We start from the raw sequence: 25,780 nt of genomic DNA on the forward strand, positions 1-25,780 counted from the left end.
TCCTATGGTGGCAGGAGTGTAGCACAAAAGGTGGCCGCGGCACGACGGGGAGAGATGGGGGAGTTTGGGGGTGTGATTAAAAAAGGGCTCCCGGTTGGGAGCCCTTTTTTTGTTTCTGTGCCACGCCCTCGTGGTTCGAGGCTTTGCTAATCGCAAAGCACCTCACCATGAGGGCTACTGGAAGTTTGCTGCCACTAGACCAACCGGCTCTGTTCCATCGCAGCGGAGATGAAACTCGTGAACAGGGGGTGGGGTTCGAAGGGTTTGGACTTCAGTTCGGGGTGGAACTGGACGCCGATGAACCATGGGTGGTCGGTGCGTTCGACGATTTCGGGCAGCTTGCCATCAGGCGAGACGCCTGAGAACAAAAGACCGTTCTTTTCGAGGAGTTTGCGGTAGTCCATGTTCACTTCGTAGCGGTGACGATGGCGCTCGGAGATGCGGGTCGAGCCGTAGATGTCGGCGACGCGGGAGCCGCGGGTGAGCTGGGCGGGGTATGCGCCGAGGCGCAGGGTGCCGCCGAGATTGCCGGAGGTATCGCGGGTTTCGGTTTCGTTGCCCTTGACCCATTCGGTCATCATGCCAACGATCGGCTCCTTGGTGGGGCCGAATTCGGTGGAGGAAGCAGCCTTGATGCCGGCGGTGTTGCGGGCGGCCTCGATGCAGGCCATCTGCATGCCGAAGCAAATGCCGAAATAGGGCACATCCTTGACGCGGGCAAAGCGGGCCGCCTCGATTTTGCCGGCGGAACCGCGCTCGCCGAAGCCGCCGGGCACAAGAATGCCGTGGACGTGTTCGAGGTATGGTGCCGGGTCATCGCGCTCGAAGACTTCGCTATCGATCCACTGCAGGTTGACCTTGACCTTGTTGGCGATGCCGCCATGGGTCAGGGCTTCCGAGAGCGACTTATAGGCGTCCTTGAGGCCGGTATATTTGCCGACGATGGCGATGTTCACTTCGCCTTCGGGGTTGTGATAGCGGCGGGAGACTTCGTCCCAGGCCGACATGTCCGGTTCGGGCGCATCGGTGATGCCGAGGGCGGCGAGGATTTCGCGGTCGAGGCCTTCGTTGTGATAGGCGACCGGGACATCGTAGATCGAGCCTACATCGAGGCCCTGAATAACGGCGCTTTCGCGGACGTTGCAGAAGAGCGAGAGCTTCTTCTTTTCGCCTTCGGGAATCGGGCGATCGCAGCGCACGAGCAGCACGTCGGGCGCGATGCCGATGGAGCGGAGCTCTTTCACCGAGTGCTGGGTCGGCTTGGTCTTGAGCTCACCAGCCGAGGGAATGTACGGCATCAGGGTGAGGTGGAGATAGCAGGTGTGATTGCGCGGCAGGTCGTTGCCGAGTTGGCGGATGGCCTCGAAGAACGGCAGGCCTTCGATGTCGCCGACGGTGCCGCCGATTTCGACGAGGACGAAATCATAGTCCTCATTGCCTTCGAGGACGAAATTCTTGATCGAGTCGGTGACGTGCGGAATGACCTGCACAGTGGCGCCGAGGAATTCGCCCTTGCGCTCTTTGCTGAGCAGGTCCGAATAGATGCGGCCCGAGGTGATGTTGTCGCGCTTGTTGGCCGCCCGGCCAGTGAAGCGTTCGTAGTGACCGAGGTCGAGGTCTGTCTCAGCGCCGTCGTCGGTCACGAAGACCTCGCCGTGCTGGGTCGGCGACATCGTGCCGGGGTCAATGTTGAGATAAGGGTCGAGCTTCCTCAGGCGGACTTTAAAGCCGCGAGCCTGCAGCACTGCGCCGAGCGCCGCTGAAGCCAAACCTTTGCCAAGGGAGGAAACCACGCCTCCGGTGATGAAAACGTACCGAGCCATGGGCAATCACCATAAGCCTATCATGAGCGATTCGCAGAGCCGATCAGATCGGTCCACACAAAAAGAAGAAGGGGATGTTTCCATCCCCTTTTTCGGCTTTGCCTTTCGGCGTTTTAATTACCGGTTGCGGGAACCGGCGTCTGAGTGCCCGTCGCCGGAGCCGGGGCTTCCGGAGTCGATTCAGGGGTCGCGGCGGGGACCGGCAGGTCGCTGGTCGGCGCAGGAGCCGCAGCTGGTGCAGTCGTTGCCGCCGGAGCGGGCGCCGTTGCAGGAGCCTGGGCGTCGGCAGGAACCGGAAGATCCGAGGTCGTGCCGCCCTGAAGTGCGTTCAGCGCATCGAGAACGTTGGACGGCGCGGTGCCATCTTCATTGGTCGTCGTGGCGCGATCGAGAATGCTCGAGGTGCCACGATCGAATTCGTTGAGGATGGTGAGGCCAATGGCCGTGGCGAAGAACAGGGTTGCCAGGATTGCCGTGGTGCGGGTCAGGAGGTTCGCCGAACCACGCGCCGTCATCAGGCCGCCGCCGCCCCCACCACCGATGCCAAGCGCGCCGCCTTCGGAGCGCTGGATCAGGATGACGCCGATAAGGGCCACAACGATCAGCAGATAGACAACAATAAGGACGTTCGCCATGAGGTCTTGGTCTTCGCGTCAGTCAGAAAGGATGCGGCGTCATACACGCCTAAAACGGCAAAGGCCAGACCGTTGCCATGTTTTTCATGGCAACCGTCCATGCCGTCCGGTCATACCGAGGAGATAATGGTGTAAAAGTCTTTTGCCAAGAGGCTGGCGCCGCCGACGAGGCCGCCATTGACGTTCTCTACCGCGAGAATCTCGCGGGCATTCACCGGCTTGAGCGAACCACCATAAAGAATGCGGAACTCCTGGCCGCGCGGGCCGAAGCGATCGACGAGGCGAGCGCGGATGCTGGCATGCATCTGGGCGATATCGTCATTGCTGGGGGTGCGGCCGGTGCCGATGGCCCAGATGGGCTCATAGGCGATGATGACTTCGTGCTGGCCGGCGCCATCGGGAATGGAGGCGGCAAGCTGGGCGGAGACGACGGATTCGGCCTCGCCGGCATCGCGCTGGGCTTCGGTTTCGCCCACGCAGATGATGGGCTTGAGCCCTGCCCCGATGGCGGCTTCAGCCTTGGCGCGCACCTGATCGTCGGTTTCGCTGTGATCGGCGCGGCGCTCGGAATGGCCGACGATGACGAACTGGGCGCCGGCATCAGCCAGCATATAGGCGGAAACATCGCCCGTGTGGGCGCCAGAGGCGTTGGCATGGCAATCCTGACCACCAGCCATGATGCCGCTCGAAGCGCCCTGCGCCGCAACGGCGGCAATGAGCGTTGCCGGAGGACAGATGACGACAACGGCGCGCGGAGCCTCGCCAGTCGTCAGCAAATGGGCCAGTTCAGTCAGCTCGTCGAGCGACTGGGACACCCCGTTCATCTTCCAGTTCCCGGCGATCAGCGGTGAGATGGTGGTCAATCTAGATACTCCTGCCTCTTGCGCCAAAGTGGGCTTTGCCCTAACCCCGGCTGTCGGAAAGTCTTACTAGTCTCAGGCGACCCCTGCGGTAAAGCCTCAGACCCTAAAACTGGAACGTTCGAAATGCTCGATGGTTTGCGTGGCTTTGCAAAATCCTGGCCGGGAAAAATCCTTGGGGCATTTCTGCTCGTGGGCGTAGCCGGTTTCGGTATCAACAATGTGATCACCGATCTTGGCAGCAATACCGTGGCCCGCGTGGGCGACCAGGAAATTACATCTCGCGAATTTTTGCGGGCCTATCAGAGCCAGGCGAACAATCTCGCCAACCAGATCGGCCGCATTCCGACCGTCGCTGAAGCCGAAGCCATGGGTCTGCCGACCTATGTGCTGATGAACATTTCGCAGGGCGAGGCGATGAATGTGCTCGCCAACCAGCTCGGTCTTGGGGTTTCCGACGACAAGCTGGGGCAGATGCTGCGCACCGATCCGTCTTTCCAGGGGACGCTGGGCAATTTCGATCCGTCGATCTTTACTCAGGTGTTGCAGGCGAGCGGCTGGACCGAATCCGAATATTTCGAAACGCGCGGCAATGAGGCCAAGCGCGAGCAGCTGGTCGGGGCGCTCTTTGCCGGCAAGACCCTGCCCGATGTGGCGCAGGGCCTGATCAACGACTATGCCGGCACGCAGCGCACGATCGACTATATCACGCTGACCGACGCCAATATCGAAACGCCGGCAGCGCCGACTGAGGAAGAGCTTGCGGCTTACCTTACCGAGCACCAGGCGGAATATCGCACCGTGGAGACGCGCAAGGTGCAGATGCTGGACCTGTCGCTGGCTTCGGTTGCCAAGACCAAAACCATCGAAGAAGGCGCGATCGCTGCCGAATATGAGCGCATCAAGGGCACGCTGACGGTGCCGGAAAAGCGCACTATCAAGCAGGTGGTGCTCAACGCCGAACAGCAGGCCGCGTTTGAAGCCGGGCTCGCCGAGGGCAAGGATTTTCCGACGCTTCTTACCGAGAATGGCCTGACAGCGACGAGCCTTGGCACGCTGACGCAGGCGCAGGTGACCGACACGGCGCTCGCGACTGCGGCCTTTGGGCTTGAACAGGGCGGCGTGACTGTTATCGACGGGGTTACCGGCAAGCGCGCTGTGCATGTCTCGGCGATCGAAGCCAGTGGCCAGCCGACGCTGGAAGAAGCGCGAGCGCAGATCGTCACTTCGCTCTCGACCGCTGCGGCGCGCGAGGACATCAACGACATTCTCGACCAGATCGAAGAACTGCGCGCCGCCTTCCGGCCGCTGCCGGAAATCGCCGAGCGTTTCGGGCTCGACCTTTATGAGGCCGATGTCACATCGGGTGGGACGCAACTGCAAATCCTGCCGAACCTGCAGGCCGACGAGCGCACCAAGGTGAGCCAGGCCATTTTCAAGGCGACCGCCGGCCAATTGACGCCGTCGATCCCGCTGGCCGGCAATGCGCATCTGTTCTTCGATCTCGTCGAAGTGCAGCCGGCGCGCGACCAGACTCTGGACGAAGTGCGTACTGACCTGACGGCGACGCTGACGGCCGAGCGGACCAATAATGCGCTGCTCGCTAAGAGCAAGGAAATCGTCGATCAGCTCAAGGGTGGGGCAACGCTCTCCGACCTGGCGCTGTCGCTGAACCTCTTCCCGCAGCTTTCCCCGCCCTTCTCGCGCTTCGGCTCGGACGATGGCAGCATCGACGCCACCATTGCGCAGGCCGCGTTCAACGGCGGACCGGAGCACAAGGGCTCGGTGGTCAGCAGCACCGGCGACTTCCTGGTCTTCGAGGTGGTTGATAACACCGTGCCGACCGAACCACTGGAAACGGCGGCGGCGGACAACCTGCAGAGCGAAGCCAAGAACGGGGTCTATGGCGACTTCGTTTCAGCGGTGCGCGACGATGCGGGGCTGCGGATCAACCAGCAGGCGCTGCAGCAACTGCTTACTCTCAATTACGGCCAATAGAGCCGATCTCCCTCCAAACGGTAGAGACCACGATGGGCGACGATTTTTCCACGCGTTTTGCAGAGCAATATGAAGCCGGCAAATCGCAGATCGTCTGGCGTCGCATCGTGGCCGATCTCGAAACGCCTATCGGCACCTATCTCAAGCTGGCGCAGGAACGGACGCATTCGTTCCTCTTGGAAAGCGTGCAGGACGGGACGACGCGCGGCCGCTATTCGATCATCGGGCTCCTGCCGGACCTGATCGTGCGGGTGGAGGACGGCACGGCGAGGGTCAACCGGCAGGCGCAGCTTGATCCCGATGCCTTCGAGGTGATGGACGCCAAGCCGCTCGACGCGTTGCGTGGGTTGGTGGCGGAGAGCCAGATCGTCGTGCCGGAAGGGCTGCCGCCGCAATCGGCTGGCATCTATGGCTATCTCGGGTATGAGATGGTGCGGTACATGGAAGTGCTGCCGAACGCCAATCCGGACGATTTGCAGACGCCCGAAGCGGTGCTGATGCGGCCCTCGCTGCTGGCGATTTTCGATACCGTCAAGGACGAGCTTTATCTGACGGCGCCGGTCTATGTGAAATCAGGGGTTTCGGCACGGCAGGCGCTGGAAGCGGCGGAAGCGCGGATCGACGATGCGATTGCCCGGCTCGGGCGGGCGCTGCCGGCGACCCCTGCCCTGCCCGATCTGGCGGCGATCGAGGTCACCAGCAACACCTCGCGCGACGAATATTTCGAGATGGTGGCCCGGGCGAAAGAGTACATTTCGGCGGGCGATATTTTTCAGGTGGTGTTGAGCCAGCGGTTTTCGGCTGATTTTACGCTGCCGCCGACGGCGCTTTATCGGGCGCTGCGCCGGACCAATCCCAGCCCCTACATGTATTTCCTCGATTTCGGGGATTTTGCCGTGGCTGGGTCGAGCCCGGAAATTCTGGTGCGAGTGCAGAATGGGGAGGTCACAATCCGCCCCATTGCCGGAACACGGAAACGTGGGGCGACGCCGACGCGGGATCAGGAACTGGCGGCAGAGCTGCTGAGTGATCCCAAGGAACTGGCCGAGCACCTGATGCTACTGGACCTTGGGCGCAATGATGTGGGTCGCGTGGCGGAGACTGGTTCGGTGAAGGTGACCGACAAGTTCTTCCTCGAATATTATAGCCACGTCATGCACATCGTTTCGAATGTGGTCGGGAAACTCGATCCGCAATATGACTTTGTCGATGCGCTTTCGGCGGGGTTCCCGGCGGGGACGGTTTCGGGGGCGCCGAAGGTGCGGGCGATGGAAATCATCGACGAACTGGAAAAATCGCGACGCGGGATTTATGGCGGTTGTGTCGGGTATTTCGGGGCCGACGGGACCATGGACACCTGCATCGTTTTGCGCACCGGGATCGTCAAGGACGGCAAGCTCTATGTGCAGTCGGGGGCGGGAATCGTCGCCGATAGCGTTTCCGAGCTGGAGCAGCTTGAGTGCGAGAACAAGGCGCGTGCCCTTTTCAGCGCGGCAGAAGAAGCGCTACGCTATGCCGGCGAAGCGGGAGTGGGACAGTGAACGTGCGTGTGAATTTTCTTCGATGGCGGGGCTGGTTCTGAAACTGAGATTCCCGCTTTCGCGGGAATGACACTGTGGTTCAGGATAGGCTCCCAAAAGAATGACCAAGACCCTCGTCATCGATAATTACGACAGCTTTACCTACAATCTCGTCCATTTTTTGGGTGAGCTCGGCGCCAAAATTACCGTGCGCCGCAATGACAAGATTACGCTTGAAGAAATTGCCGCGATGGCACCGGAGGCGATTGTGCTGTCGCCCGGGCCGTGTACGCCGACCGAGGCGGGGATTTGCCTTGCGGTGATCGACCGGTTCAAGGGGCAGATCCCGATGCTGGGCGTGTGCCTGGGGCATCAGGCCATGGGTCAGGCGCTAGGCGGCGATGTCATTCGCGCGCCGCATCTGGTGCATGGCAAGACCAGCAAGATCAACCACACCGGCAAGGGGATTTTCCGGGGGTTGAATGCCGGGTTCGAGGCGACGCGGTATCATTCGCTGATCGTCAAGGCCGAGACGCTGCCGGAGGTGCTGGAAGTGACGGCGACGACGGATGATGGGCTGATCATGGGCATGCAGCACAAGACGCTGCCGCTGCATGGGGTGCAGTTTCATCCCGAGAGCATTGCCAGCGAAAATGGCCATGCGCTGTTGCAGAATTTTTTGAATATCGCCCGCGACTTCAACGGGCAGAGGGCGGCATGATGGATATCAAGCAGGCTCTGCATAAAATTTCCGAAGGGCGCGACCTGACGGGCGAAGAAATGCGCGCGGTGATGCGCATCATCATGGCGGGGGAAGCGAGCCAGGCGCAGATTGGCGCTTTCCTGATGGGCATGCGCGTCAAGGGCGAGACCGTGGGCGAGATCGCCGCGGCGGTTTCGATCCTGCGCGAGCAGATGGTGCCGGTTTCGGCGCCCGAAGGAGCGATCGATATTGTGGGGACCGGCGGCGATGGCGTCGGAAGCCTCAATATATCGACGACGACCGCGCTGGTGGTTGCGGCGGCGGGCGTGCCGGTGGCCAAGCATGGCAACAAGGCGCTGTCGTCGCGCTCGGGGGCCTCGCAGGTGCTTGAGGCATTGGGGGTCAAGCTTGACCTGACGCCGGACGAGATCGGCAGCACGATTTCTCAGGCTGGTATCGGCTTCATGTTTGCGCCCAGCCATCATCCGGCGATGCGGCATGTGGGGCCGGCGCGCGGCGAAATGGGGGTGCGGACGCTGTTCAACCTTCTTGGGCCGCAATCCAATCCGGCCGGGGTGCGGCGCTATCTGCTCGGGGTCTATTCGCAGCAATGGGTGGAGCCGGTGGCGGCGGCGCTGTTGGCCAATCGGGCGATCAAGGCGTGGGTGGTGCATTCGAGCGAGGGGCTCGATGAGCTGTCCACCTCGGGGCCGAATTTCGTGGCGCAGATTGCCAATGGCGACCTGCGCAGTTTTGAGCTGCATCCTGAGCAGGTGGGGCTGAGCGTGACCGACCCCAAGGGGTTGCTTGGCGGCGAGCCGGCGGAGAATGCAGCGGCGATGATTGCCCTGTTTGACGGCGCGCCGGGCGCCTATCGTGATACGGTGCTACTCAATGCCGGCGCCGCACTGCTGGTGGCCGATAAGGTGACATCAATTGAAGACGGCATCGCCATGGCGCGCGCGACTGTAGACAGCGGCAAGGCAAAAGACACACTCGCCCGCCTCGTGGCGGTTTCGAACGGACGAGCGCAATGACCGATATTTTGAAGCAGATCGAAGCCTATAAGCGCGAGGAAATCGCGGCGGCAAAATCGATGCGGCCATGGGCGGAGGTTGTTGCCCAGGCGCATGACCAGCCGGCGCCGCGCGGATTTATGAAGGCGCTGAAGGACAAGCGCGCCAAGGGGCAATATGGCCTGATCGCCGAGGTGAAGAAGGCGAGCCCGTCCAAGGGTCTTATTCGCACCGATTTCGACCCGGCCCAGATTGCGCGGGATTATGAGACTGCCGGGGCGGCTTGCCTGTCGGTGCTGACGGACCGGCCGAGCTTTCAGGGATCGCCGAGCTATCTGATCGAGGCGCGGGCGGCGACGAAATTGCCGGCGCTGCGCAAGGATTTTTTGTTCGAGACCTATCAGGTGGCGGAAGCGCGCTCCTGGGGGGCGGACTGCATTCTGATCATCATGGCGGCTGTGGGCGACGACGTGGCGCGCTATCTGCTCGATGCGGCGGAAGAGTGGGGCATGGATGCGCTGGTCGAGGTGCATGACCAGCTTGAACTGGACCGGGCGCTGGCGCTGGATAGCAAGTTCATCGGGATTAATAACCGCAACCTGAGGACGTTTGAGACGACGCTCGAAACTTCTGTGCAGTTGGCGGCGGGGGTGCCGGGCAATGTGCTGCTGGTGAGCGAGAGCGGAATCATGACGCATGAGCATGTGCGCATGCTCGACGAAAAGGCCGGTATCGGCACCTTCCTTGTGGGCGAAAGCCTGATGCGGCAGGACGATGTGGTGGCGGCGACGCGGGCACTGCTGATGGGCGCGCCGGAAGCGGTGCGCGGATGAGCGAGCGGCGCCTGACCCATCTCGATGCCAAGGGCGAGGCGCATATCGTCGATATCGGCGAGAAGGCGATCACGCGGCGGCGGGCGGTGGCCCAGGCGCGCTTGAGCGGCGAGGCGGAGACCATTGCCACCATTTTGGGTGGCGGGCTCAAGAAGGGTGATGCGCTGGCCGTGGCGCGCGTGGCCGGGATCATGGGCGCCAAGAAGACCAGCGACATCATTCCGCTGTGCCATCCGATTCCGCTGACCAAGGTGAGCGTCGAGATCGAGGGCGAGAACGAGACGACCATTCTCATTCGGACCACGGCCGAAACGACGGGGCAGACGGGCGTCGAAATGGAGGCGCTGACGGCGGCGACGACGGCAGCCCTGACGCTTTACGATATGGCCAAGGCGCTCGACCGGGACATGGTGATTTCAGACATTTGCCTCGTGGAAAAATCCGGCGGCAAATCGGGCGATTATCGAAGAGAATCATGAGCCTGCTTCCGGTTGATGAAGCGTTGAATCGCATTCTGGCCGCCGTGCCGGAGGTGGTTGGCGAGAGTGTTGCGCTGGGTGAGGCGGCGGGGCGGGTTCTCGCCGCGCCGGTGGTGGCGCGCCATGACCAGCCGCCGTTTAATGCCAGTGCGATGGATGGCTATGCCATGCGGGCGGGCGATGTGGCCGAGGGCGTTTGGCTCAAGGTGATCGGCATGTCGCAGGCGGGGGCTGGATTTGCCGGGTCCATGGGCCAAGGCGAGGCGGTGCGGATTTTTACCGGGGCGCCGCTGCCGGAGGGCGCCGATACCGTCATCATGCAGGAAGAGGCGGAGCGGAACGGGGATCTCGTGCGGTTCACGGCCCCTGCCCGGCTTGGGCATAGCGTGCGGCCGCGGGGTTATGATTTTGCCGTTGGGCGGACGATCTTGGAGCGTGGCACGCGGCTCGGGGCGTTTCAGCTGGCTGTGGCGGCGGCGGCCAATGCGGGGACTGTGACGGTCGCGCGGCGGCCGAAGGTTGCGCTCTTGGCGACGGGCGACGAGTTGGTGATGCCGGGGACGGCGCTGGGGCCGGATCAGATCGTGGCGTCGAACAGTGTGGGGCTCGCGGCATCGCTGGGGCCCTTTGCCGAGGTGGTGACGGATTTCGGGATTGCGCGGGACAATCGCGCGGAACTCGACGCGGTGCTGGATCGGATTTTTGCCAGCGAGCCCAATGTGGTCGTGACCACAGGCGGGGCGAGTGTCGGGGAGCATGATCTGGTGCAGGCGGCGCTGATCGATCATGGGGTGACGCTCGATTTCTGGCGCATCAATATGCGGCCGGGTAAGCCGCTGATGTTTGGGACGCGGGGCAGGACGCTGATGTTCGGGCTGCCGGGGAACCCGGTTTCGGCCATGGTGACGGCGGAGATTTTTGTGAAGCCGGCGCTGCGGCACTGGCTGGGATTGGCCGATGTGGAGCCGCTGCGGCTGCCGCTCTTGGGACCGACGCCGGCCAATACGGCGCGGCGGCATTTTATGCGGGCGCGGATCGTGGTGCGGGATGGCGTGACTGGTCTGCTGCCGATCAACGAGACGGATAGCGGGCACACCTCGTCGCTGGCGGCGGCGGATGCGCTGATCGTGCAGCCGGAGTTTGACCCGGGGCAAGCGGTGGGCACCATGGTTTCGGCCATCGGGATCGGGGGCTGGTAAGCCCGACCTCACGGAGAGGGCGACTGGTTTTCCGCCGTAGAAGTAGACAAGGCCCCTCACCTGCCGTCTTTGCCTTCGACCTCTTGCCATTCCTGGAAAGACAGGATTTAGTGGAAATGAGGTACGTACATCAGAACGATGCCATGGCGCGTTTCTGATGCTGATTGGGGGGATCGAGATGCAGGGTATTGCCGAACGGGAAGACTATGGGGTGCGGGATGAAGAGGCGCTGAGGCGGCTCTATCCTGCGACGCATGACCTTGCTATTCAGAAATTTCAGGCGAGCCTGGGCCGGCATGCGCAGGAGTTTATCCGGCGGTCGCCATTTCTCTGCATCGGTACGCAGGATATGGCCGGCAGAGCCGATGTCAGCCCTCGGGGGGATCCGCCGGGTTTCGTGAGGATACTTGATCCGTCAACTCTCGCCATTCCCGACCGGCCGGGCAATAACCGGCTTGATAGTCTGTCCAATATCATTGCGAACCCGGTGGTGGGGCTGCTGTTCGTCATTCCGGGCTTTGACGATACCCTGAGGGTCAATGGGCGGGCGAGATTGACCACCGATCCCGACCTGCTCGCCACAATGGTGGTGAACGATCGCGTTCCGACGCTGGCTATCGTGGTGGAGGTGCAAGAAATATTCATGCATTGCGCCAAGGCCTTCCGTCGGTCGCATCTGTGGGACCCGGCATATCGGCAGGACCGCAAGGAAATGCCCTCGTTGATCAAGATCATCCTCGATGAAACGACCGGAGCGCCGGACGAGCAGGCCATGCGGGCGATCGATGATGGGCTGGAAGAGGATTATAAGCGGACGCTCTATTGAGCGGGGGGTAAGTGGCACGCCCTCGTGGTTCGAGGCTTTGCTCTGCAAAGCACCTCACCATGAGGGCTACTGGGGGAGAGGTGTAGAAAGAAAAAGGCCGGGATCGCTCCCGGCCTTTTGGTTTAGGTCTTGTCGGCCGTGGCCTTGGGCTTTTTGGGCTTGGGGAGGGCCTTGGGCTTGGCTGGGCGCGGGGGGACCGCGATCAGTTCGAGCTTGGCTTCCGAGCCCACGCCGACGACTGCGACAGTGACGTTGCCGCCGTTGACGAGTTCGCCGAAAAGGACCTGATCGGCCAGCGGCTTCTTGACGTATTCCTGGATGACGCGGCCGAGGGGGCGCGCGCCCATGCGTTCGTCATAGCCGTGTTCGGCCAGCCAATCGGCGGCTTCCGGGGTCAGGTTGATCGTGACGCCGCGTTCGGCCAACTGGCCTTCGAGCTGCAGCACGAACTTTTCGACGACGCGGCGCACCACTTCGCGCGGCAGCGGCGCGAAGGAGATGATGGCGTCGAGACGGTTGCGGAACTCGGGCGTGAAGGTGCGGTTGATCGCCTCTTCGTCGTCTCCCTGCTCGCGCTTGCGGCCAAAACCGATGGGCGAGCGGGCGAGTTCGGATGCACCGACATTGGACGTCATGATCAGGATCACATTGCGGAAGTCGACTGCCTTGCCGTTGTGGTCCGTGAGCTTGCCGTGGTCCATGACCTGCAACAGGATGTTGTAGAGGTCGGGGTGGGCCTTTTCGATTTCATCGAGCAGCACGACGCAGTGGGGGTGCTGATCGACGCCGTCGGTGAGAAGGCCACCCTGGTCAAAGCCGACATAGCCCGGAGGTGCACCGATCAGACGGCTGATCGTGTGGCGTTCCATATATTCGGACATGTCGAAGCGCAGCAGTTCGACGCCGAGGGTATCGGCCAACTGCTTGGCCACTTCGGTCTTACCCACGCCGGTCGGGCCGGTGAAGAGGTAGGAGCCGATGGGCTTTTCCGGTTCGCGCAGGCCCGCACGGGCGAGCTTGATGGCCGAAGAAAGCGCCGTGATCGCCTGATCCTGACCGAAGACGACCGTCTTGAGGCTCTGTTCAAGGCTCGAGAGCAGTTCGGCATCGGACTTCGACACCGACTTGGGCGGGATGCGGGCGATGGTCGCGACCGTCGCTTCGATGTCTTCCACGTCGATGATCTTCTTGCGCTGGTCTTCAGGCAAGAGCATCTGGCCGGCGCCGGTTTCATCGATCACGTCGATGGCCTTGTCGGGGAGCTTACGATCGTTGATGTAGCGCGCGCTCAGTTCCACGGCAGCCTTGAGGGCTTCGTCCGTGTACTTGATCTTGTGGAATTCCTCGAAGTAAGGGCGCAGACCCTTCACGATTTCGATGGCATCGGGAACGGTCGGCTCGTTGACGTCGATTTTCTGGAAGCGACGGACGAGAGCACGGTCCTTTTCGAAGAACTGGCGATATTCCTTGTAGGTGGTCGAGCCGATGCAACGGATCGCCCCGGAAGCCAGAGCGGGCTTGAGGAGGTTCGAGGCATCGAGCGCACCGCCGGAGGTGGCGCCAGCGCCGATCATGGTGTGGATTTCGTCGATGAAGAGTACCGCATTGGGCATCTTCTCAAGTTCTTTCATCACCGACTTCAGGCGCTCTTCGAAATCGCCGCGATAGCGCGTGCCGGCGAGAAGCGAGCCCATGTCGAGGGCGTAGATGACCGCTTCCTTGAGCACTTCGGGCACGTCGCCTTCGATGATCTTGCGGGCAAGGCCCTCGGCGATGGCGGTCTTGCCGACGCCGGCGTCACCCACATAAAGCGGGTTGTTCTTGGAGCGGCGGCAGAGCACCTGAATGGTGCGGCGCAGTTCGCTGTCGCGACCGATCAGCGGATCGATCTTACCAGCGCGGGCCTTCTCATTGAGGTTGACGCAGAAATCGGCCAAAGCCGAGCTCTTCTTGCCTTCGGCGCCGCCACCTTCGCCATTGCCTTCACCTTCTTCGGTGCCGCGGACCTTGCGGTCTTCGGCGGGGCCGGATTTGGTGATGCCATGGGAGATGAAATTGACGGCGTCGAGCCGGCTCATGTCCTGCTGTTCGAGGAAATAGGCGGCATGGCTCTCGCGCTCGGCGAAAATCGCGACGAGCACGTTGGCGCCGGTCACTTCCTCGCGGCCGGATGATTGGACGTGGATAACGGCGCGCTGGATGACGCGCTGGAACGCGGCGGTTGGGCGCGCATCCTGGCCGTTCTGGACGACGAGGCTGTCCAGTTCCTCATTGATGAAGTCTTCAAGGTCGCTCTTGAGCGCGTCGACATCGACATCGCAGCCATTGAGCACGGCGATCGTTTCGCGGTCGTCGGTCAGGGCCAGCAAGAGGTGCTCAAGCGTGGCGAACTCATGGTTCCGCTCGCGCGCCAGGTTCATCGCCTGATGCAGAGCCTTTTCGAGTCCGCGAGAGAATGAGGGCATCTGATGTTCCTATTGCTTTTCCATCACGCATTGCAGCGGATGCTGGTTCTTGCGTGCCGTATCCATAACGCGGGTCACCTTGGTCTCGGCGACCTCGTAAGGATATACGCCGCACTCACCGACCCCCTTCTGGTGAACGTGCAGCATGATCTGCATGGCGTCTTCACGTGATTTGTTGAAGACGTCCTGCAAGACCAGAACGACGAATTCCATCGGCGTGTAGTCGTCGTTTAGCAGCATAACCCGATAGAGGTTCGGCCGCTTGGTCTTGGGACGCGTCTTGGTGACGGTCCCGGTCTCGAAGCTGTTTCCGCCGTCTCCCTTGCGATCGCCATCATCATCCTTCGGCCCGGCCACAGGCTTTCCGAGGGGCTTCTCGAAGCCTTTTACGGGACGGGCAGACGGAGAGTGGATGGTGGATCGTGTCATATTCATAGCGGCATTTCTGGGAGGAACCGAAGCAGCTCTTCGGACCCATTATGTAGGCAAAAAGGGGCCCGTGTTAAGGGGCACATGATCCCGAAAAGTTGAGCGCCATTATCCGGGCTTCGCCAACACCTTGCCGCAAGCCCAAAGGACAAGGCCGGACGTGACCGGATTGCGACTCCGAGAGAGAAATCGATGGCATTTTACGGAATGGTAACGGGGTGGGCTTATTTTGCATCAATGGCATGGATCGGGCGGGGGCCTCGATCTGCGGGCCGTGTTTCAGTTGCGTACGGGCGTTGTTTGCCCGGTGAGTAAAGTTGGAGTTTCGGGTTGACCTTCCAGGCCATGACCCCTTGGCGCGTTTCGTTTGTCCGCGCCATCGCCGCGATTGCCCTTGTGCTGGGCCTTTCCCTGCACCTTGCGGCCCCGGCGCACGCCATCGAAAACCTCAGGAAATATGCCGGCATCGTGGTCGACGCGAAGTCGGGCGAGGTCCTCTATGAGGAAGCGGGCGACCAAAAGCGCTATCCCGCATCTGTCGCCAAGGTGATGACGCTCTATGTGCTCTTCCAGGAATTGAGCGCGGGCAATCTCAGCCTTTCCACCAAGATGACGGTTTCCAAGCACGCCGCCTCCGCCGTGCCGACCAAGCTTGGCCTTCGCGCCGGATCGACCATTTCGGTTGAGGATGCGATCAAATCGCTGGTGACGCTTTCGGCCAATGACATGGCCCGCGTGATCGCCGAGCACATCTCGGGTACCGAGAGCAAATTTGCCGAGCGCATGACGGCCACGGCACGCGCCATGGGCATGCGCAACACCACCTATCGCAATGCTTCGGGCCTGCCCGATGGCGGCCAGGTGACGACGGTGCGCGACCAGGCGATCCTCGGCATCGCGATCTACCAGCATTTTCCCAACTATTACGAATTCTTCCAGACCACGGCCTTCCGCTACGGCGGCAAGACCTATGGCAACCACAACCGCGTGCTCGGCTATATGGGTGCCGTCGATGGCATCAAGACCGGCTATATCAATGCTGCCGGCTCGAACCTGCTTACGGCCGCCCGCAAGGATAACCGCCACATCGTCATCGTCGCTTTCGGCTTCAACTCGGCTGGCGCGCGCGACGAGAAGGTGCGTCAGCTGGTTGCCAACTATTTGCCCAAGGGGCGCCGCGGCGACTATCTGCAGACCGCCATGGTTCCGCAGCCGGGCCGCCAGGGCAATTCGAATGTGCAGGTTGCCGTGGCTCAGCCCGTACAGCCGGTATTCGTGATGCCGATGCCCCTGCCCGGCTTCCGCCTTGCCGAACTGGCTGCTGCGCAGAATGGCGCGCCGCAGGTCGTCGTGGCTTCGGCAGCACCGGTTCCGGTTGCTGTGCCCACCGATCTCGGCCTTCAGCCGGCCGTGCAGGCTGCCGCCGTTCTTGCTGCACCGACGCAGGCGCCGACCCCGGCTTATCCCAGCCAGGACATTATCGGCGCCTGGCTGAGCGATACTTATAATCTCGGCGCGCCGCCGGCTGCGCTTGGCTCGACCCGCGCTTCGGCGCCGCTGGAGCCGCCGGGCAATGTCGGTTCGGGCGCGGCGCCTGCTCCCATTCCTCCGGCCGAACAGCCTATCGATCTCATGACCAGCGGCACCGTCGATACGGCCGGCCTGTCGGCTGGTGCGTGGATCGTGCAGATCGGCGCTGGTCCTTCGGAAGACAGCGCTCGATCCATGCTGTCGGACGCTGCCGGCAAGGTCGGTGGGCTCGGTGATTTCCGCTCCTATGTCGAGCGCTTCGAAAAGAATGGCCAGGTTTTCTATCGTGCCCGCTTCGTCGGTTTTGGCGACCGGGACGGCGCGACGGCCATGTGCAACCGCCTCAAGGACGCCAATATGGCGTGTCTGGCGATGCAGGGCTGATGCCCTGAAAGAAGAGTGAAGTGGCGGGCCTGTCGCCTGCCGCCTCTTGTGTAAGCAGTTTGGTGCCTGTGTTTGGAGTAGCCCAATGAGCGAACGCAATTCCCTGGTGGAACTGGCCAATTTTATCGGCCGCTCCCCCCTCGCCTCGCCTGACATGAGCGCGCGCAACAAAGCGCTGTCGGGCATGACGGAACGCCTGTTGCCCAAGCAGCGGCGCTCGGTGGGCGATCTGATGAATGTTGTGCTGACCCTGTCGGCCCGCACGCGGCGGATGGTGCAGGAACCGGTGCATATAGACCTCGACGTGTTTGCCCCGGGTGGCAAGCGCGCGCTGGTGATGCGGCTGGGTGAGAAATAAAAAAGGGCGCTATTGGCGCCCTTTTTCTTGATCGGTACCTTTAGGGCTTCCGTGGCTCCCGCTCCACCCCCTCCCATCCTCCCCCATCAAGGGGGAGGTGTCGCATCGAGTTTGCCTCGTGCCCCTCAGACAAGCGCGACGATCTTCTTTTTCTTCCAGACGAACTGGTACCAGGCGGCTTGCAGGAACATCATGCAGGTGAAGCTGGCGGCGTAGGCGATCCAGATGCCGGTAAGGCCCAGGCTGGTCTGGCTGAGCAGAATTGCGCCAGGCAGTTCGATGAGCAAGATGCAGGCGAGCGACAGGAGCATCGGGGCATAGACCGTGCCGCTGGCGCGCATGATGCCGGAGAAAACCACGCTCCAGCCGAAGCACAGGAGGCTCCACAACACCACATGCAGCAGCGTTTCGGCCAGTTCGATCACCGCTGGATCGGTGATGAACAGGGCTATGACGTGCTGGCTGAAGAGATAGGCCAGAATGATCAGGCCGCCAGTGATGATCAGATTGAGCATCAATGCGGTGCGGGTGATGGCGCCGAGCTGGTCAGATTTGCGCGCGCCGATCGCCTGAGCGGCGAAGATCGAGGCCGCGATGCCGATCGACATGGCCGGAAACTGCACATAGCTCATCACCTGCCCGAGCGCGCCATAGGCAGCCGTCGCGTCGGAGCCGAAGCGATTGACGAGGCCAACGACGACGATGCCGGCAATGGAGGAAATGACCATTTGCAGGCCAGCGGGAATGCCGAGCTTGAGAATGAGGCCGAGGAGCTTGAAATCGGGCCTGATCATGGCGCCGAGCAAAATCCTGTCGGGCGCGAGCGGCATGTTGCGCACGCGCATATAGATGAACAGGAAGATCAGCACCGTGAGGAAGCCCGAAATCATGGCGATAGCGGCCGCGTTGACCCCCAATTGCGGCAGGCCGAACCAGCCTTGAATGAGGGCCGGGGTGACCAGGAGACTGACCACCATGGAGAGAACAAGCGAAACCAGGGGCGTGATGGTGTCGCCGACGCCGCGCAGGACGGAGGTGACGACGAGGAACATGAAAAAGCCGGGCATGCCGATCAGGACGATGCGGGCATAGCCGACGGACATGGCGAGGATGTTTTCTGGCGCGCCCAGCACCGTCAGAATCTGTTCGGTCCAGATGCCGCCGACGATGGAGACGAAGAGGCCGAGCACAATCGTGGTCGCCAGCGTGGTGCCGGCGACCTGCTTGACCTTATCAATATTTTTGGCGCCCCAGGCCTGGCCGATCAGAATGGTCGAGCCGGCGGAGAGGCCGATGATGAAGCTCATGAGGAAGAACATGATGGGGAAGAAGGTGGCGGTGGCCGCCAGCGCTTCGACGCCGATCATCTGCCCGACATAAATGGAATTAACCGTTCCCGAGAGGGCCTGAAGAATATTCGAGGCCATGAGGGGAAGCAGAAAGACGGCGAACCGCTGCCAGAGGGGGCGGGTGGAATGGGGGTCCATAGGAACGCTCCAGATAAATGAGTCATAACGGTCGTCACGGCGGCAGGCCCCGAACCGGTTTAACTGAAAGAATCAGCTGGCCGGAGGGACCAATTCACACCTCGAAGACGAGGTGCCGGCTGGACGGGCGCTGGAGGCATGGCAATGACACGCAGGTTGTCTACGCCGCTCCGTGTGGAGCGTCAACGAGGCGATGACGGCGGCGTGATCGGTGAGCGGCTGACGGAGCTGGAGATTGCCGCCCTGCCCCGCGCCGCGTTTGGGTTTGCTGTCCGCTGGATAAACGTTCCCAGACAGTTGCCAGCCGCAGCGCTCTAGGCTAGGACCGTGCCCGTGCCCCTCTGGCGGAATGGTAGACGCAGAGGACTCAAAATCCTCCGCCGCGAGGCGTGCCGGTTCGAGTCCGGCGGGGGGCACCAGTTTTCCCAAATTTGCTGCAAGTGTGCCTTGGGTCCGTGGACCGGAGCAAGAAAAGGGCCCCGCCGTGCGGAGCCCGCTTGGTGCTTAGAAGCGGTAGTTCAGGCCAACCTTGACGCTGTGATAGCGCAGGGTCTCGCGCAGGTCGAATGCAGCGGCTGGCGGGGTGTTGCTGAACACGATCGGATTGCCCAGATCGGTAAAGGCGTATTCGCCGAATACGCTGACCTGATCGGTCAGCTTGACTTCGAGACCACCGCCGAGCGTGTAGCCCACGCGGCCATTGCCGTGGAATGGAAGTGGTCCATTAAAATCCGCGGAAGTGTCGGTCGAGCCGAAAGCCAAACCGCCGTGAGCGTAAAACAGCGTGTTATCCATCGCCACGCCGGCTCGCGCCCGCAGACTACCGGTATATTGCAGGGTCGACTTGATGAGGGCGCCGGCGCCGTTGGTTTCGCCATGCAGATTGGCCCAGGCCAGATCGGCAATGCCGCCGATGACGAAGTTATTGATCTGATAATCGGCGCCAAGCTGAACGCCGAGAAGGCCGCCAGAAGGACTCCCCACCCACGGAAAGCCAGCACCTGCGCTTCCATGATATTCGAACGTGCCGCCGGCATAGCCGCCAAAAATGCCCGCATAAAAACCCGTCCAGTCGGAGGCGATATAGCCATCGGGTTCGGGGACATAGACAACCCCGAGGTCGGCGGCATAGGCAGGCGTACTCACGAGAATAGCCGCCACCAAAAGCGCATTGCGTTTCAAATCAACATCCCTCCAAACGTGTTGTTGGGACTACATTAACCATAAGTCGTCAAAAAATCGTTTACTGGGGGTGGTTTGAAACAGGCCGAACGAAATTACTTACCGCCCGGCAGCGCGTTTACTGTTGATACGCAAGTACACCTACTGACATGGCCGTATGCGCCAACGGCTCGCGCCGATCCGAATTGCAGGGCGCCGATATTTTGCCCCCGGCGGGCTATCCCCGCTCAAACAGCAATCCGAAACGAAGAACCCTGGCATCGACCGAGGCCCATCTTGAAATCTCAGGATGGGCCCCGGCCAAGCGCCGGGGTGACAATGGCGTTTTGGAGGGTTGTCGTTCGGACGTGAAGCCCTTTAGTCCTTCTGTACCGTCATGAACGTATCGATGATGTAGTCCCAGCTCGCGTCGTAGCGGGCGAATTCATTTGGGCAGCGCAGGGCGCGGGCCGCGGGGAGGATGTTGAGGTCGTCGGTCTTTTCGAGCCACTCCATGATTTTGGCCTGGTCGAAGTCGGCAGGGTTCTTTTCGATGGTTTCGAAGACCATGACCATGCCCGGCGTCAGGATGGGACCGTAGGCTTCCATATCCGAACCCATGACCAGACACATCACGTCGTAGTAGCGCTGCTGGCCGAGGCTGTGCTCGTTTGAAAAGATAGCGCGGGTGATATCTTCCGGAGCGCGGGAAAGCTGCTTGAAGAAATAGGCGCCGAGCAGCGCGAGGCGCGAGGGGCGTTCTTCGAACGTGTCGCCCTCTTCATCGGCGCCGATCAGGGTGAGCGCGGCGAACTGGTCGACAGCGTCTTCCTCGCGGCCGGTGATCGGAAGATCGTAAAGCGCGGTCAGGCCGTGACCAAGCTCGTGCAGGAGGATGAAAAGCGTCGTGCCGGTCAACACCGCGTCCTGATCGGCCCAGCGGAACAGGCCGCCTTCGGGGCCTTCGAGTTGCTGATAGGTGTCGTTGTAGAGGACGACCATCTCGTAGCAAAAGGTGATGGCCTGGTCGCTCGGCGACCAGAAGGCATTGGGATAGCCGCAATCGGTAAAGGTGACCGGGACATCGACCGGCAGGGCGATCTGGTCGGCGAGGTCATCGAGAATTTCGGCGAAAATGCCTTCCTTCTCGAATTTTGAGCGGATCAGGCCGGCTTCGCGAATGCTGCTTGGTTCGAAAGTGAGGACGAAACGATGTTCGCCCAGAACTGCGCCAGCGGCGGCCCCCGGGGTCAATGTTTCAGTTTCGACCTCCTGGATGAGGTTAAAATCCTCTGCAATGACCGGTGTCGTGGCCAGACCGGCCAGCAAGCTCAAAAGTGCCAATGAACGCACGAGACGCCCCCTATACTAAAAATCTACCGCCGCACCATAGGGACGAGCCGATGGATGAAAAGGGAAAGACGGGATCACCGTGAAGGTTTTCTTTATGAGGCGGCACAAAGGTTTAGGCCACACGATGGCCGAGCGCACAACCGTCGGCCAGTCCAGCCTAAAAACCCGGCGTGACCGGCTTGGGGAAATTAAGTGAGTCAAAGCGGCGCTGGAGCTGGATGTCGTCGATGCGCCGCTCGATGGTGTTGATCTCTACCTTGTACTGATATTGCTCGCTCTTTTGCGACAGCTCGCGTTGCAGGCAGACCAGCCTTTGCTGGTTGGCCTCGATGGCAGCGGCCGTGTCACCAGCCACCGGAGCGGGGCAAGCGGCCGAGGCCGGGGCGGCGGCGCAGGCGGCGAGCAGGATGGCGAGGGCCAGGCGTTTTGTGGTCATGGTTTCAAGATGGGCGCTTGCCGGACAGTGTGCAAATCACGACGGAGGGACTGGCTGGCCTAGTTACCTGACAGACTTTGTGGCGCGCTGAGGCTCGGGTCGAGGAATTGGCCGTTGCGGCTCGGCTGGGTGACGACGGCGCCGCCATATTGCTGCTGCATCTGGGTCTGGCGCTGGGCCGCGTCGTAGCCCTGGACATCGACGCCGATGACCGAGGTCATGAGGTTCGGTCCGGTGCCGGGCTTGAAGGCTTCCTGAATGCCGGATTCGCCTTCATAGGCCTGCACGCCGGTGCTTGGATTGATCCAGGCCGTGGTCATGCCGGCGGGCGTATTGAAGGGGGTCGGCGGCTTGCCGGCCATGGCTTTGGCCATGAAGTTGGTGAAGATCGGCACGGCGAGGCCGCCGCCGGTCGAGGCATTGCCCATGGACCGGGGGCGATCGTAGCCAACGTAGATGCCGACGGCGAGTTCGGGGGTGAAGCCGACGAACCAGGCGTCCTTATAGTCATTGGTGGTGCCGGTCTTGCCTGCGACCGGACGGTTGAGCGCGCGGGCGGCGGTGCCGGTGCCGCGCTGGACGACGCCTTCGAGCATGGACGTGACCTGATAGGCGGTCATCGGATCGAGAACCTGGGGGCGGTTGTCGAGAATGCGGGGCTCGCCCTGCCCGTGCCAATCCTCGGACGCGCAGCCTTCGCAGATGCGCTCGTCGTGGCGATAGACCGTGGTGCCGTAACGATCCTGAATGCGGTCGATGAGGGTCGGCACGATCTTGCGACCGCCATTGGCGATGGTCGCATAGGCCGAGGTCATGCGCATATTGGTGGTTTCGCCGGCGCCGAGGGACATGGCGAGAACGGGCTGCATATCGTCGTAGATGCCGAACATGCGGGCATATTCCGAGATCAGCGGCATGCCGATGTCGCGCGCAAGGCGCACGGTCATGACGTTTCGGCTGCGCTCGATGCCGCGGCGGAGGGTCTGGGGGCCGTAAAATTCCTGGGCGTAGTTTTCGGGGCGCCAGATGGAGCCGTCGCCATTGCGGATTTCAACGGGGGCGTCGAGGACGACGGAGGCTGGGGTGTAGCCATTGTCGAGAGCGGCGGCATAGACGATGGGCTTGAAGGAGGAGCCGGGCTGGCGGAGGGCTTGGGTGGCGCGATTAAACTCGGATTCGGCGAAGGAGAAGCCGCCGACCATGGCGAGGACGCGGCCGGTGCGCGGGTCCATGGCGACGAGCGAGCCTTCGACTTCGGGCACCTGTTCGAGGGTGAAGATGCCGTCCTTGCCGGCGACGGGGGACACGTAGACGACGTCTCCGACCTTGACCAAATCCTGCACAGGCTTTGAGACCCAGCGGATTTCGGGGCCGGACAGCGTGCCCTCGACGCGTTCGGGGCTCGAGGCGCCATCGACGTCGTTTTCGGGGCGGAGGCCGATGCGGGCTTCGTTGCCGCCAACAGAGAGCACGACGGCGAGTTGCCATTCGGGCACGTCGCTCAACGGTTTGATCTTGGCGACATCGAGACCCCAGTCTTCGCCCAGTTCGATGCTGGCGACCGGGCCGCGGAAACCGCGGGTGTGGTCGTATTCGATCAGGCCATCCATGAGGGCGCGACGGGCATATTCCTGGAGGCGCGGCTCAAGCGTGGTGCGGACCGAGAGGCCGCCACCATAGAGCTGGTCTTCGCCATAGAGTTTGGCCAGTTCGCGGCGCACGTCTTCGGTAAAGTATTCGGCAGCGTAGACCTGGCTGCCGGAAGCGCGCGGGATGACGTTGAGGGGCGCGGCCTTGGCGGCGGCGGCCTCTTCGGGCGTGGCGTAGCCGTTTTCGACCATGCGATCGATCACCCAGTTGCGGCGCTCGATAGCGGCCTGCGGGCGGCGGAAGGGATGATAATTGTTCGGGCCCTTTGGGAGCGCGGCGATATAGGCGGCTTCGGGGAGCGTGAGCTGATAGAGCGCCTTGTCGAAATAATTGAGGGCCGCGGCAGCGACGCCGTAGGAATTGAGGCCGAGGAAAATCTCGTTGAGATAGAGCTCGAGAATCTTGTCCTTGGTGAAGGTCGACTCGATACGGATGGCGAGGATGGCTTCCTGAATCTTTCGATCCCAGGTCTGCTCGGAGGTGAGCAGGAAGTTCTTGGCGACCTGCTGGGTGATGCTGGAGCCGCCGCCCTGAATGGAGCTGTTGCCATCCATGCGGGCGAGCAGGTTGTCGCGCAGCGCGCGGACGATGCCGTCGATGGCGATGCCATTATGGGAATAGAAGTCCTTGTCTTCGGCCGAAAGGAAGGCGTTGACGAGGAGCGGCGGCACGGTTTCGATGGGCTGGAAGAGGCGCCGTTCCCTGGCGTATTCGGCCAGAAGCGTACCGTCGGCGGCGTGGACGCGGGTGGTCACAGGCGGCTGATAGTCCTTGAGGACGGTGTAGTCGGGCAATTGCGCGGAGACGGTGGCGAGATACACGGCGGCCACGGCGACGCCGGCAAGCGCCACGAACATGCCGAAACCAAATAGCCAGCCGAGTAGACGAAACATGCGATCAGATACTCCACGCCATGAGGGGACAGTCCGCCCTACCCCGATTCACGACGGTATTTTCAACAATAGCAGAGCGGGCGCGGGCGCTTAATCACTTTGCTTAGGGTTCGGCTTCGACGCTGTCGAAATAGGTGGAAATGCCGCGCGCTATGGCTTCGGCGGTGCGGTTCTGCCAATCGGATTGGGTCAGATTGGTGATGTCGTCGAGATTGGAGAGGAAGCCCAATTCGATGAGCACGGAGGGCACATCGGGGGCTTGCAGCACGAAGAAATCGGCCTGGCGCACCGGGAAGCGGCGGAGGGCGACGCTCGGTTCGAGCTGGTGCACGATGGCTTGCGCGGCGACATAGGACTGCTTGCGCATTTCGCGGCGCATCAGGTCGAGGAGGATGTCCACGACTTCGGGCGCCATTTGCGGCATGGCAAATCCGGCGATGACGTCGGACTTGTTTTCGCTGTCTGCAAGCACCTTGTCGAGCACGTCGGTGGCGTTTTCATCGCGGGTATAGACGCTGGCGCCGCGGATTTCGGGCTGCTGGAAACTGTCGGCGTGGATGGAGAGGAAAATGTCAGCCTTGTTGGTGCGGGCGAGATCGACGCGCTCTTCGAGGCGAAGGTAGGTGTCGTCCTCGCGGGTCAGAGCAACGTCAAAGCGCCCCGATTGAACCAGAAGCTCCTGAAGGCGCAGGGAGAAGGCGAGGACGATGTCCTTTTCGCGCACGCCATTAGGGGCTTCGGCGCCGCTATCGATGCCACCATGGCCGGGGTCGATGACAACGAGCGGGCGCGTGGCGATGGGGAGTTCGGAGCCGCCGGCAGGGGTGGATTCGGCAGTTGTTTCGGCGACCGCGGCCGACGTCTCCTTATCGCGCTCCACATTGGCGGCGAACGTTGCGGCGTCGGCGGGGATGAGATCGACGACGAGGCGGGCCGGCTGGTCTTCGAAGGGGTCGAGGACGTAGGCCTGTTGCACCTGAACGGGGGCGGCGAGCGTCAGGGTGGTGCGAACGCGGTCGGAGGCGGCCTGTTCCACGAGATAGGACGAGATGAGGGTCGTTTCGGAAGGCTCGCCGCTCGGCACAGGGACGGAAAAGGTGCCGGCGCGCACATCGATGGCCAGACGATCAGGCTCAGAGAGGGAGACGAAGGAGAACTCGGTTTTCGAAGCCAGATCGATGACGAGACGTGCGCGGTCTTCGCCGACGGTGACGCGCACGTCGATGACATTGGGCAGGCCGAGCGGAATGGCTGCGGGCGCCGCCTCCTGCGCGAGGAGCGGCAGGGCTGGCGCCAGAGCCAGAAAGAGCCCGAGAACGATTGAGCGGATGACGCGAAAATTCAAAGCTGGATCGGGCCCCATGCGTGTAGCAAGCCGTGTCACATGCCCTTCGGGCGATTCTGCGGCATTTTTGGCTTATGCGATGATTTGCAACCGGGCGCAAAGAATCGAGCACGGCAAAAAGCCCGATATTCCTCGCATTTAGACTTTCCTGTTGCCAATCTGGCGCAACCACCATACACGCTTATATGAAGGCGCAGGAGTTTCGCGAGCGCCAGCGAGAGGTTCAAAGTTCCTCTTCGCGCCGCTGCGGACCCCCCAGCCGGCCAGTGTGCCACACAAGCACCTGCCCGGAATGAAAGCGGCGATTTTCAACGCCTTCGCAAACGAATTTCGGTCCCTCATGGGGATCGGACGGTGGTGGGCCTTTGGGGCCGCCATCCAATAGGAAGAGGTCATA

Annotated in this window: 21 protein-coding genes and 1 tRNA gene; 11 read left to right on the forward strand and 11 right to left on the reverse strand. The window is 61.9% G+C overall.

The features are described from left to right. Positions 1 to 194: 194 nt before the first annotated feature. From ASD83_RS03795 to tpiA, 3 genes are all read right to left on the reverse strand, one after another. Positions 195 to 1,823, reverse strand: coding sequence for a CTP synthase (locus ASD83_RS03795; RefSeq protein ID WP_056308088.1), 1,629 nt, complete (start codon positions 1,821 to 1,823; stop codon positions 195 to 197). A gap of 113 nt (positions 1,824 to 1,936) precedes the next feature. Beyond that, positions 1,937 to 2,458 (reverse strand): preprotein translocase subunit SecG, encoded by a 522-nt coding sequence (gene secG / locus ASD83_RS03800; protein WP_056308090.1) that lies wholly within the window; start codon positions 2,456 to 2,458, stop codon positions 1,937 to 1,939. A gap of 110 nt (positions 2,459 to 2,568) precedes the next feature. Continuing rightward, positions 2,569 to 3,321, reverse strand: coding sequence for a triose-phosphate isomerase (gene tpiA, locus ASD83_RS03805; RefSeq protein WP_056308092.1), 753 nt, complete (start codon positions 3,319 to 3,321; stop codon positions 2,569 to 2,571). Positions 3,322 to 3,444: 123 nt separating this feature from the next. On the opposite strand from tpiA, the gene ASD83_RS03810 reads away from it, so the two are divergent. From ASD83_RS03810 to ASD83_RS03845, 8 genes are all read left to right on the forward strand, one after another. Then, positions 3,445 to 5,316 carry a peptidylprolyl isomerase gene (locus tag ASD83_RS03810; protein WP_056308094.1) on the forward strand — a complete coding sequence of 624 codons (1,872 nt, stop codon included), beginning with the start codon at positions 3,445 to 3,447 and terminating at the stop codon, positions 5,314 to 5,316. A 32-nt stretch (positions 5,317 to 5,348) separates the two neighbouring features. Further along, positions 5,349 to 6,857, forward strand: a complete 1,509-nt coding sequence (gene trpE / locus ASD83_RS03815; protein ID WP_056308096.1) for an anthranilate synthase component I — start codon at positions 5,349 to 5,351, stop codon at positions 6,855 to 6,857. Positions 6,858 to 6,957: 100 nt separating this feature from the next. Next, positions 6,958 to 7,557: an anthranilate synthase component II gene (locus ASD83_RS03820; protein WP_056308100.1), complete on the forward strand. Its 600-nt coding sequence runs from the start codon at positions 6,958 to 6,960 to the stop codon at positions 7,555 to 7,557. Beyond that, positions 7,554 to 8,576, forward strand: a complete 1,023-nt coding sequence (gene trpD / locus ASD83_RS03825; RefSeq protein ID WP_056308101.1) for an anthranilate phosphoribosyltransferase — start codon at positions 7,554 to 7,556, stop codon at positions 8,574 to 8,576. The genes ASD83_RS03820 and trpD overlap by 4 nt, the downstream gene beginning before the upstream one ends. Further along, positions 8,573 to 9,388 carry an indole-3-glycerol phosphate synthase TrpC gene (trpC, locus tag ASD83_RS03830; protein WP_056308104.1) on the forward strand — a complete coding sequence of 272 codons (816 nt, stop codon included), beginning with the start codon at positions 8,573 to 8,575 and terminating at the stop codon, positions 9,386 to 9,388. Before trpD ends, trpC begins: the two co-directional genes overlap by 4 nt. Then, positions 9,385 to 9,867, forward strand: coding sequence for a cyclic pyranopterin monophosphate synthase MoaC (moaC, locus tag ASD83_RS03835; RefSeq protein ID WP_056308106.1), 483 nt, complete (start codon positions 9,385 to 9,387; stop codon positions 9,865 to 9,867). Before trpC ends, moaC begins: the two co-directional genes overlap by 4 nt. Next, a complete protein-coding gene (glp, locus tag ASD83_RS03840; protein ID WP_056308108.1) occupies positions 9,864 to 11,066 on the forward strand; it encodes a gephyrin-like molybdotransferase Glp in 1,203 nt (400 codons plus the stop codon). The genes moaC and glp overlap by 4 nt, the downstream gene beginning before the upstream one ends. Before the next feature lie 157 nt (positions 11,067 to 11,223). Then, entirely contained in the window at positions 11,224 to 11,892 is a 669-nt protein-coding gene (locus ASD83_RS03845; protein ID WP_413813480.1) for a pyridoxamine 5'-phosphate oxidase family protein, read from the forward strand. 122 nt (positions 11,893 to 12,014) lie between these two features. Here ASD83_RS03845 and clpA read toward each other — a convergent pair whose 3' ends face one another. Together clpA and clpS are read right to left on the reverse strand one after the other, a co-directional pair. Then, positions 12,015 to 14,357: an ATP-dependent Clp protease ATP-binding subunit ClpA gene (gene clpA, locus ASD83_RS03850; protein WP_082560935.1), complete on the reverse strand. Its 2,343-nt coding sequence runs from the start codon at positions 14,355 to 14,357 to the stop codon at positions 12,015 to 12,017. A gap of 9 nt (positions 14,358 to 14,366) precedes the next feature. Next, on the reverse strand, positions 14,367 to 14,786 hold the full coding sequence (gene clpS / locus ASD83_RS03855; RefSeq protein WP_082561055.1) for an ATP-dependent Clp protease adapter ClpS: 420 nt from the start codon (positions 14,784 to 14,786) through the stop codon (positions 14,367 to 14,369). A 330-nt stretch (positions 14,787 to 15,116) separates the two neighbouring features. Between clpS and ASD83_RS03860 the strand changes: the two genes are divergently transcribed. Next, on the forward strand, positions 15,117 to 16,700 hold the full coding sequence (locus tag ASD83_RS03860) for a serine hydrolase (RefSeq protein WP_056308112.1): 1,584 nt from the start codon (positions 15,117 to 15,119) through the stop codon (positions 16,698 to 16,700). Positions 16,701 to 16,785: 85 nt separating this feature from the next. Next, positions 16,786 to 17,058 (forward strand): hypothetical protein, encoded by a 273-nt coding sequence (locus ASD83_RS03865; protein WP_056308114.1) that lies wholly within the window; start codon positions 16,786 to 16,788, stop codon positions 17,056 to 17,058. Between the two features lie 125 nt (positions 17,059 to 17,183). Here the strand turns inward: ASD83_RS03865 and ASD83_RS03870 are convergent, their stop codons facing one another. Continuing rightward, positions 17,184 to 18,545 (reverse strand): MATE family efflux transporter, encoded by a 1,362-nt coding sequence (locus ASD83_RS03870; protein ID WP_056308116.1) that lies wholly within the window; start codon positions 18,543 to 18,545, stop codon positions 17,184 to 17,186. A gap of 335 nt (positions 18,546 to 18,880) precedes the next feature. On the opposite strand from ASD83_RS03870, the gene ASD83_RS03875 reads away from it, so the two are divergent. After that, positions 18,881 to 18,964: transfer RNA gene (locus tag ASD83_RS03875), tRNA-Leu, on the forward strand. Between the two features lie 85 nt (positions 18,965 to 19,049). Here the strand turns inward: ASD83_RS03875 and ASD83_RS03880 are convergent. From ASD83_RS03880 to ASD83_RS03900, 5 genes are all read right to left on the reverse strand, one after another. Beyond that, positions 19,050 to 19,727, reverse strand: a complete 678-nt coding sequence (locus ASD83_RS03880) for an outer membrane protein (protein WP_056308118.1) — start codon at positions 19,725 to 19,727, stop codon at positions 19,050 to 19,052. 357 nt (positions 19,728 to 20,084) lie between these two features. Further along, entirely contained in the window at positions 20,085 to 21,059 is a 975-nt protein-coding gene (locus ASD83_RS03885; RefSeq protein WP_156385728.1) for a DUF4344 domain-containing metallopeptidase, read from the reverse strand. A gap of 157 nt (positions 21,060 to 21,216) precedes the next feature. Further along, positions 21,217 to 21,495 (reverse strand): hypothetical protein, encoded by a 279-nt coding sequence (locus ASD83_RS03890; RefSeq protein WP_056308122.1) that lies wholly within the window; start codon positions 21,493 to 21,495, stop codon positions 21,217 to 21,219. A 59-nt stretch (positions 21,496 to 21,554) separates the two neighbouring features. Beyond that, positions 21,555 to 24,038 carry a penicillin-binding protein 1A gene (locus ASD83_RS03895; RefSeq protein WP_082560936.1) on the reverse strand — a complete coding sequence of 828 codons (2,484 nt, stop codon included), beginning with the start codon at positions 24,036 to 24,038 and terminating at the stop codon, positions 21,555 to 21,557. Between the two features lie 103 nt (positions 24,039 to 24,141). Continuing rightward, positions 24,142 to 25,383 (reverse strand): N-acetylmuramoyl-L-alanine amidase, encoded by a 1,242-nt coding sequence (locus ASD83_RS03900; RefSeq protein ID WP_162249118.1) that lies wholly within the window; start codon positions 25,381 to 25,383, stop codon positions 24,142 to 24,144. Between the last annotated feature and the right edge of the window lie 397 nt (positions 25,384 to 25,780).

Source organism: Devosia sp. Root685 (assembly GCF_001427875.1).
Lineage (GTDB): Bacteria > Pseudomonadota > Alphaproteobacteria > Rhizobiales > Devosiaceae > Devosia.

Coding starts and splice junctions, on each gene's coding strand:
- ASD83_RS03795 (WP_056308088.1), bottom strand. CDS start 1,823: ATGGCTCGGTACGTTTTCATCACCGGAGGCGTGGTTTCCTCCCTTGGC.
- secG (WP_056308090.1), bottom strand. CDS start 2,458: ATGGCGAACGTCCTTATTGTTGTCTATCTGCTGATCGTTGTGGCCCTT.
- ASD83_RS03810 (WP_056308094.1), top strand. CDS start 3,445: ATGCTCGATGGTTTGCGTGGCTTTGCAAAATCCTGGCCGGGAAAAATC.
- trpE (WP_056308096.1), top strand. CDS start 5,349: ATGGGCGACGATTTTTCCACGCGTTTTGCAGAGCAATATGAAGCCGGC.
- ASD83_RS03820 (WP_056308100.1), top strand. CDS start 6,958: ATGACCAAGACCCTCGTCATCGATAATTACGACAGCTTTACCTACAAT.
- trpD (WP_056308101.1), top strand. CDS start 7,554: ATGATGGATATCAAGCAGGCTCTGCATAAAATTTCCGAAGGGCGCGAC.
- trpC (WP_056308104.1), top strand. CDS start 8,573: ATGACCGATATTTTGAAGCAGATCGAAGCCTATAAGCGCGAGGAAATC.
- moaC (WP_056308106.1), top strand. CDS start 9,385: ATGAGCGAGCGGCGCCTGACCCATCTCGATGCCAAGGGCGAGGCGCAT.
- glp (WP_056308108.1), top strand. CDS start 9,864: ATGAGCCTGCTTCCGGTTGATGAAGCGTTGAATCGCATTCTGGCCGCC.
- ASD83_RS03845 (WP_413813480.1), top strand. CDS start 11,224: ATGCTGATTGGGGGGATCGAGATGCAGGGTATTGCCGAACGGGAAGAC.
- clpA (WP_082560935.1), bottom strand. CDS start 14,357: ATGCCCTCATTCTCTCGCGGACTCGAAAAGGCTCTGCATCAGGCGATG.
- clpS (WP_082561055.1), bottom strand. CDS start 14,786: ATGACACGATCCACCATCCACTCTCCGTCTGCCCGTCCCGTAAAAGGC.
- ASD83_RS03865 (WP_056308114.1), top strand. CDS start 16,786: ATGAGCGAACGCAATTCCCTGGTGGAACTGGCCAATTTTATCGGCCGC.
- ASD83_RS03870 (WP_056308116.1), bottom strand. CDS start 18,545: ATGGACCCCCATTCCACCCGCCCCCTCTGGCAGCGGTTCGCCGTCTTT.
- ASD83_RS03890 (WP_056308122.1), bottom strand. CDS start 21,495: ATGACCACAAAACGCCTGGCCCTCGCCATCCTGCTCGCCGCCTGCGCC.
- ASD83_RS03895 (WP_082560936.1), bottom strand. CDS start 24,038: ATGTTTCGTCTACTCGGCTGGCTATTTGGTTTCGGCATGTTCGTGGCG.